The organism is Thermogutta sp. (assembly GCF_039793925.1).
Classification (GTDB): Bacteria; Planctomycetota; Planctomycetia; order Pirellulales; family Thermoguttaceae; genus Thermogutta.
Genome location: NZ_JBAMME010000221.1, coordinates 1 through 6,013 on the forward strand (window position 1 = coordinate 1; position 6,013 = coordinate 6,013).

Genomic DNA, 6,013 nt, shown 5'->3' on the forward strand with positions numbered 1-6,013 from the left:
CACGGAAATCGGAGGTTCTCGGCGTTTTTGCCCCCGTTTGGGTCTTAATCCTCTTCAAAGCGAGGCGGTGATTCTCACAGCGCGCTTGCAGCTTCATGAGTCCTCATGGGTTCGCGACCGCTTCCAACGAACCCATGGGGGGGCGTGATCTTTGTTTGTCCTCCAAGCCCCAAGAATTTGCGCATTCTATTGAGAATCAAAGGCTTATGTTTCAACCAACCTCGTGCCATTTTGTCAAAGAGCCTCCTTCCAACGCTCAGTATAAACCACCCAACCGCCAATGGGAAGGTCCCGAAGGCGCAACCTTGCCACCTGGAACGAACGCCAAGAGCCCTTATTGGCCAAAGGTAAGTCCTCCCTCCACGATTTCCGGCTCTTCTGGCCTCGATGGCATCCCCAAGACACCGAGACTCGACTTTTCCTTCCTCGACTTTTGCTGGTGGCGCGCCGAGGCACCCGCTTTTCGCAAGCCGGTTGGAAGCTCGCAAACTCGGGGTCACTAGGGCGAAAACCCGGTACCACTCCTGCCCTCCGCGGCCAAGGCTCAGGCGACCCGGGAATTGCAAGCCGTGGCTTGGGCGAGAACGCAAAGCCCAATCTGCCACGTGGTTGGCGACCACCGTCCGCCTCCTCACCCGGGACCCCGAGAGCTGGAGAACGCAAAACCGACTCTGCCACGTGGTTGGCGACGGCCGCATTCGCTCGGGAACTCGGCCCTGGAATACCCCGAGAGGAAGACATTCGCCTTCCGCGCCCATGAAGGATCTTGACGCCGCAACAAACGAAGGGCTGAGGTAGTAAGCGGAGCAGCGTCGCAACGGCTGCAGTTTCTGGTTTGCGCTTATTTCTACAAACATTTCTCAAGGGCACTCGTGAGAGAAACGGCAATGTTTACCGTCTCCGCCGAGAAGATAAAATCGAATTGCTCTCAGGCCTAGTCCTTTTGTTGCTGGTGCCATGTAAACCATTGGTGAACTCGATATTTTCAAGACGCCAAACCCCTTCGCAAGCGTTGAGCTCCTCGAATAGCGGCACCAGATCTTCCTTAAGCGCCTTGAGGGCATTGATGAGGTCCATATGTTCGGGTCTCATCCCAGAATGGGCAAAGGCATTGCGCCAGGTTCGTAGCCTTCTCCAAAGATTCCGGAGCTTTTCCTCCTCCTTCGAGAGCTGCCGAGGGCGTAAATCCTCGGCGAGTTTATTGAGCAGACTTTCAGCTTCGTCGCGACTCTGCAGCCATTTGCCCGCCGAGACGCCACGGGCGAGCTGAACCCGGCTGACAATGAGCTCTCTGAAGGCCCTGACGGCAGCATCGAGTCGGCCAGCAGCTAACCAGGCCTTGACCAGGTGTAACTGGCGCTGGATTTCCCCCTTGTCCAACCTCACGTTGTTTTTCGCATCTCTTTTCGCGGGATCCTGAACCGCGAATTCTTGCAGGCGTTGATGGAGTTCCTCGAGCAAATCCTCTACCGGAAGGCCAAGGCTCTGGGCAGCTTTTTGGAGCGCTGAGGTGCTGACCGACGAGAGATCTTCACCAATGGCCAGTCCCACCTCCAAGGGAAAACCGGTGCGCAGATAAGGCCCAGCCTTCTTGGCAGCTGAAATTAATGCCCTGACCTCCCGTGGAGGGGCTGCACCTTGACCCGCACGGCTCCCCCGAGCCTGCCGCTCCCAAGGTTCGAGCAGAGCCGCCAAAGGCTCCGGGTCCAGGCGCTCACGAAAAGCGCGAACCGCTTCAGCCCACTCCGCAAGGGCCATGAGATGGGAAAGGTCAAGGTACGGGGTATCCTCAGGTTTTTCGGGGACGTACGCTCCGTAACCCCAAACCCCACGCCGGACCGCCCCCCGTCGGACGAGGTAAAGAGCGAGCCACGTATGGGCCAGCGGGATGGCTCGGAAGGCGTGGGTAAGGTCCATATGGAGGACAGGTGGATGCTCGAAGGAGGCCGTATTTTGCTGAAGCCATGTCCGCAGCTCAGGCAAAAAGTTCCAGATGTCTTTTATTTCCCGCGGAACTTCGAGGTTAATGTGAGCTACCGCGGAATCGAAGGGCAGATTGAGCTGCAGGGCTTCGCGCCGCACTGACTCTCTCTTGTCGTGCCAGGAGGCTTCGGTGCACGCGAAAAGTACGGAGGCCGGCGCTCTCGCGGTTTCCACAAGCCAACGCCAGAGCGCGAGACCGGCGATGCAGGTGCTGTAGGCTTTGCCATCCGGCATGTGGTAGGTGGTTCTACCGTACCCTGGAGGGGGAAGGTTGGGGCTACCTTTACCCAGGTTGACCAGCAGGAGGTGTTTTTGGGGCGAGGTGAGGCCGATCTCACTGGGCTTTGCGGAGACATCCGTGGTAGGGCTCGTCGAGGTCATGGCATCACCCCCTTACCAAAAAACACTCCACGTTCCAGCCGGTCATCATATTCCTTTTCCGGTCTGGCCATGGGGCGCTTCGAGGGCTTCAGCCGTTGGCTTCGCGCTCATGGTGATTCTTAGCGGCTCGGGGTGAAGTACTGAAGGAACTCGAGACAAGCGCTCGAGAAGAGCTTGGCGTTCTCGCGAAGACAAAAACGCCACGCGGGCAGCGTTGCTTTGCAGCTTCAAAATATCCAAGCGCGAAATCCCCGTGCACAGACGCGCCAAGAGCAGAAGATTCTCCGAAAGGGATCCTCGAGAAATGCCGATGTTGTCGGTGTTGGCCGTCACGAGGATGCCGTGGTGAATGTAGCGGAGCAATGGGTACCGGGCATTGCCGGACCCATCTAAAGAAAAACCTTTGATCTGCATGTTGGCAAAAGGGCACATTTCGACGCCTATTCCCCTCTCGGCTACGGCGCGGAGCAGATCGGGGGATTCCTCCAGATGGAGGGCATGGCCGAGCCGCCGCGCCGAAAGCTTGAACACCGCCTGCCAGATGCCTTCGACGTCGTCGTTTTCGCCGGCATGGACCGTCACCGCAAGCCCGACCCGGTGGACAGGCTCGAAATCAGTAGCGAACATGGCGGCGCGGGTGTCCCGGTTTTCGAACCCCGCCAAGTCAACGCCCACCACGCGACATCCATGCTTCCAATGCTCCGCGGCGGTAATGGCCAGGGCGAGATGCTTCGCGATGCGGGAGCGATCTCCCTTTTCCTCGCGGGTAGCGATGAGAATGAGATTGACGTGGCAACGCTGGTTTTCTGGGGCCCGGTCCATGGCCCGCTGGAACGTTTCCCGGATCTCCTGAAGAACGACCCAGGGGGAGCGGTCCGCGGTGGCGTAATTCGCGGGGCTGCAGCGAATTTCAGCGTAAACGACGTTGTCATCAACAAGCGCCTGATACAAAAGCTCGCACTGTTTCCGTAGACACCCCGGGTCCTTGAGCAACGTGCTGCCGGTGGCGTTGCCAAGGCGCATGTAGTCATCGAGGGCTATGGGGCTTTTCGGGTACGGCCAGCCCTCGGGAAATTCAGGCTCCTCGAGGGGCGGTAGTTGGTTCGGGTACGCGGCCGCGTTTCTGACTTCGCGAAGCAGCTCCCCGTGGGTAGCAAATCCTCCAAGGTGGCAATGGAGTTCCACCTTGGGAAGGGAACGGACCCAGGAATGGTCAGTTCGAGGGTCGAGAGGCTCGCGCAACCATGCCAAGGTGCTGGCTGGCCAGGTGGCCAGGCTCGGGAAGGGAAGCTCCGAAAGGTCTTCCCATCTCGCGGCGAGGTTCCGAGCTTTCTCGAGTACCTCATTGACGTAGGAGGAAAGCCTAAAGTCCAGAGAGCTGGCACGAAGAACAACCCCGCTCCCCTCGGTCTCGAGGGGGAAACGCTGGGCGTCCAGGGTGGCAAGCTGGGGCCAACCGGGCTCCGGGCCAAGCTTGATGAAGTGCAAGGCCCCGCTCTCAATGGCGGCCTCGACCTCCTCGAGGGTGCTTGCTTCGCGCGAGCCGTTTTCCCCAAAACGAGGTTCGCAGAGAACGTGGAAAACCTCAGCCGCACCGAACAGCCCCGCCGCGCGCTGAACGGCGGCGGACATGGTTTTGTAACCTCCGGCAAGGCAAACGTAGCGTCGGCCCGGGTCCGGAGCCTTGGCCAGGATCCATCGGTAAAGGACCTCCTCGAACCGTCGGTGGTCCTCCTCGTTGCGGAGGTCGGTGAAGCCTGCCACTCGAGTAATGGAAAGGTCGGGAACCGGGTGTCTTCTGAAAAACTCGAGAAGCCGCCTGATGGACTCCTCAGTTCGCTCACCGTCCGAGGTGAGGACGTGCACAGCAGCGAATCCCCCGGGTCCAAGAAGCTGTGCCGCTTCGGCCGCCACAGCCCAGGAGGTGCCCACGGTGCAGAGGAGGGTGCGGGACATTAACGGACTCTCCGCCACAAGGGAGTGCCGCGCCGCTCCCCAAAATCATCAATAAAGCCATGTACCTCGGACCAAAGCTCCAAGAGTTCGGATGAGCTCAAGCTTTTACGTGGCTGTTCTTTCAATTTGTTGATGAGCTCGCCCGGTATTTTGTGTGCAAGGTGGACCGCAACAGCCACATAGGAAACTCCATTTCCGCTCCTAACTTTGTGGACTTTAAAGACAAGCTGGTTCGGCAAACGCCCTGTCTGACGCAGGGAACCGTCCTTGCTCGTTACGGGGCTCCCGTCACGCTCCCGCACCCAGCCAGCAACACCGTGATTGGTAACCGGGTAGCTCATTATGTGGCGAGAAGTCAGGCACGCACCCTCCGGGTAGCCCTCCAAGTCGGTATTTTCTTCGAGCTTAGGAAAAGAACCACATCCGTCAAGCTGCGTATAAATTGCTATTTTCAAGCGAGCGATTTCAGCCATGGCTTCTTGCCATGTCTTTTGCGGCTTTTCCAAAATCCAGACGCCCATTCCGCTATCAACCCTAGCGATGGCGTGCGGCCATTCCTCCTGGAGACATTCGTCGAGAGGCCTGGAAAACTTGTTGGCAAAGGTGAATAGCCTTTCGCGTAGTTGATCAAGGTCGGGAAGCGTGTCAGGAACGAGAATCAGCGAGCCCCATCCATTTCGGCTGCGGCTTCCGATGGTTCCAAATAGCGCGATACCTTCGAAGACGCTGGGTAACTCATCGTTCCAAAAATGGTCGTTCGCCGCTGAACGCTGGACCAAGAGGATGCGGGCTTTACTTCCCGGTTGGAGCGCCGAGGGGACCGTAATTGTTCCGGCGCCGACGGGCCCGTATCCTAGGTAAAGCAAGGGGCTTATCCGTGCGCCTCCTTGACTGGAGTGTTCCATCGTCTCTTTTGGCGTAACCCAGGGGTGGTCTACCTTGAGTTTTTCGTTCTCGACCGTGCGCCACTGATGCCGTAAAAGGGTGCCGCGCCAGGATCCGTCGAGCGGCTCCAGACGGACTACAATCGGCGAACGGAAACTCCAAACATGCGTTTTTTTGGCGCCAGGAACAGAATCCTCCAACCATGAATGCCCCAACAGTCGTCCTTCGTCCTCGCGAAGCTTGTGGAAGCAATAACCAATTTCTCTCGCGTGAACAATGCGCCACCAGCGGCGGATAAGTGTCTTGAGGCTAGCAGTTCGCCACTCCGAGGATTTGTCGGCTCCACCGAGAAACGCTGGCGTCGCCAACTCCAGTGTCCAGTCTCGCCATTTCATGGGTTAATCCTCCAGAAGCGCTTTTACAATCGGATTCGATTTTACCAAGCGTGAGAGGTAATCTGAGCCAACAACGCGGTGAGCAAGCATTCGAGCCAAATCCCGTGCCATCGGATGGCGGTAGTGGCGCGAGATTAAGTTGAGCGCTTGTTCGGTTTCGGCTCGAGATAATGGCGTTGTTGGCTCTTTTTGAAGGATCCTTTGTACCTCATGGAGGTCACCGGGGACCCGCTCTTCGGCGCGGTCTGTTGGAGAGCCGGTATTTGAATGCTTCGGGTACCCCCCAGCGGCGGCGGCCTTTGCGCCACTGAAAGCCTCGGTTTTCGGCGCACTGCCGGGGGGCAAGCTCCCAAATCCGTACCCAATGGCTGTTTTGGCGCCAAAGCCTAGCCATTGCAAGGCGTAGTCGAAGG

The 6,013-nt window shown here is 58.3% G+C and carries 4 protein-coding genes; all 4 read right to left on the bottom strand.

The window, feature by feature from the left end; genetic code table 11:
• Window positions 1-891 precede the first annotated feature (891 nt).
• Window positions 892-2,364 carry a TM1812 family CRISPR-associated protein gene (locus tag ABJK56_RS09265; RefSeq protein ID WP_347244386.1) on the bottom strand — a complete coding sequence of 491 codons (1,473 nt, stop codon included), beginning with the start codon at window positions 2,362-2,364 and terminating at the stop codon, window positions 892-894.
• 45 nt (window positions 2,365-2,409) lie between these two features.
• Window positions 2,410-4,320: a CRISPR-associated ring nuclease gene (locus tag ABJK56_RS09270; protein ID WP_347244387.1), complete on the bottom strand. Its 1,911-nt coding sequence runs from the start codon at window positions 4,318-4,320 to the stop codon at window positions 2,410-2,412.
• Window positions 4,320-5,600 carry a hypothetical protein gene (locus ABJK56_RS09275; RefSeq protein WP_347244388.1) on the bottom strand — a complete coding sequence of 427 codons (1,281 nt, stop codon included), beginning with the start codon at window positions 5,598-5,600 and terminating at the stop codon, window positions 4,320-4,322. The genes ABJK56_RS09270 and ABJK56_RS09275 overlap by 1 nt, the downstream gene beginning before the upstream one ends.
• Before the next feature lie 3 nt (window positions 5,601-5,603).
• A partial coding sequence (locus ABJK56_RS09280; RefSeq protein WP_347244389.1) for a hypothetical protein occupies window positions 5,604-6,013 on the bottom strand: 410 nt, incomplete at its 5' end.

Bases quoted from the DNA above. Each gene is read 5' to 3' on its own strand.
- ABJK56_RS09265 (WP_347244386.1), bottom strand. From the start codon at position 2,364: ATGACCTCGACGAGCCCTACCACGGATGTCTCCGCAAAGCCCAGTGAG.
- ABJK56_RS09270 (WP_347244387.1), bottom strand. From the start codon at position 4,320: ATGTCCCGCACCCTCCTCTGCACCGTGGGCACCTCCTGGGCTGTGGCG.
- ABJK56_RS09275 (WP_347244388.1), bottom strand. From the start codon at position 5,600: ATGAAATGGCGAGACTGGACACTGGAGTTGGCGACGCCAGCGTTTCTC.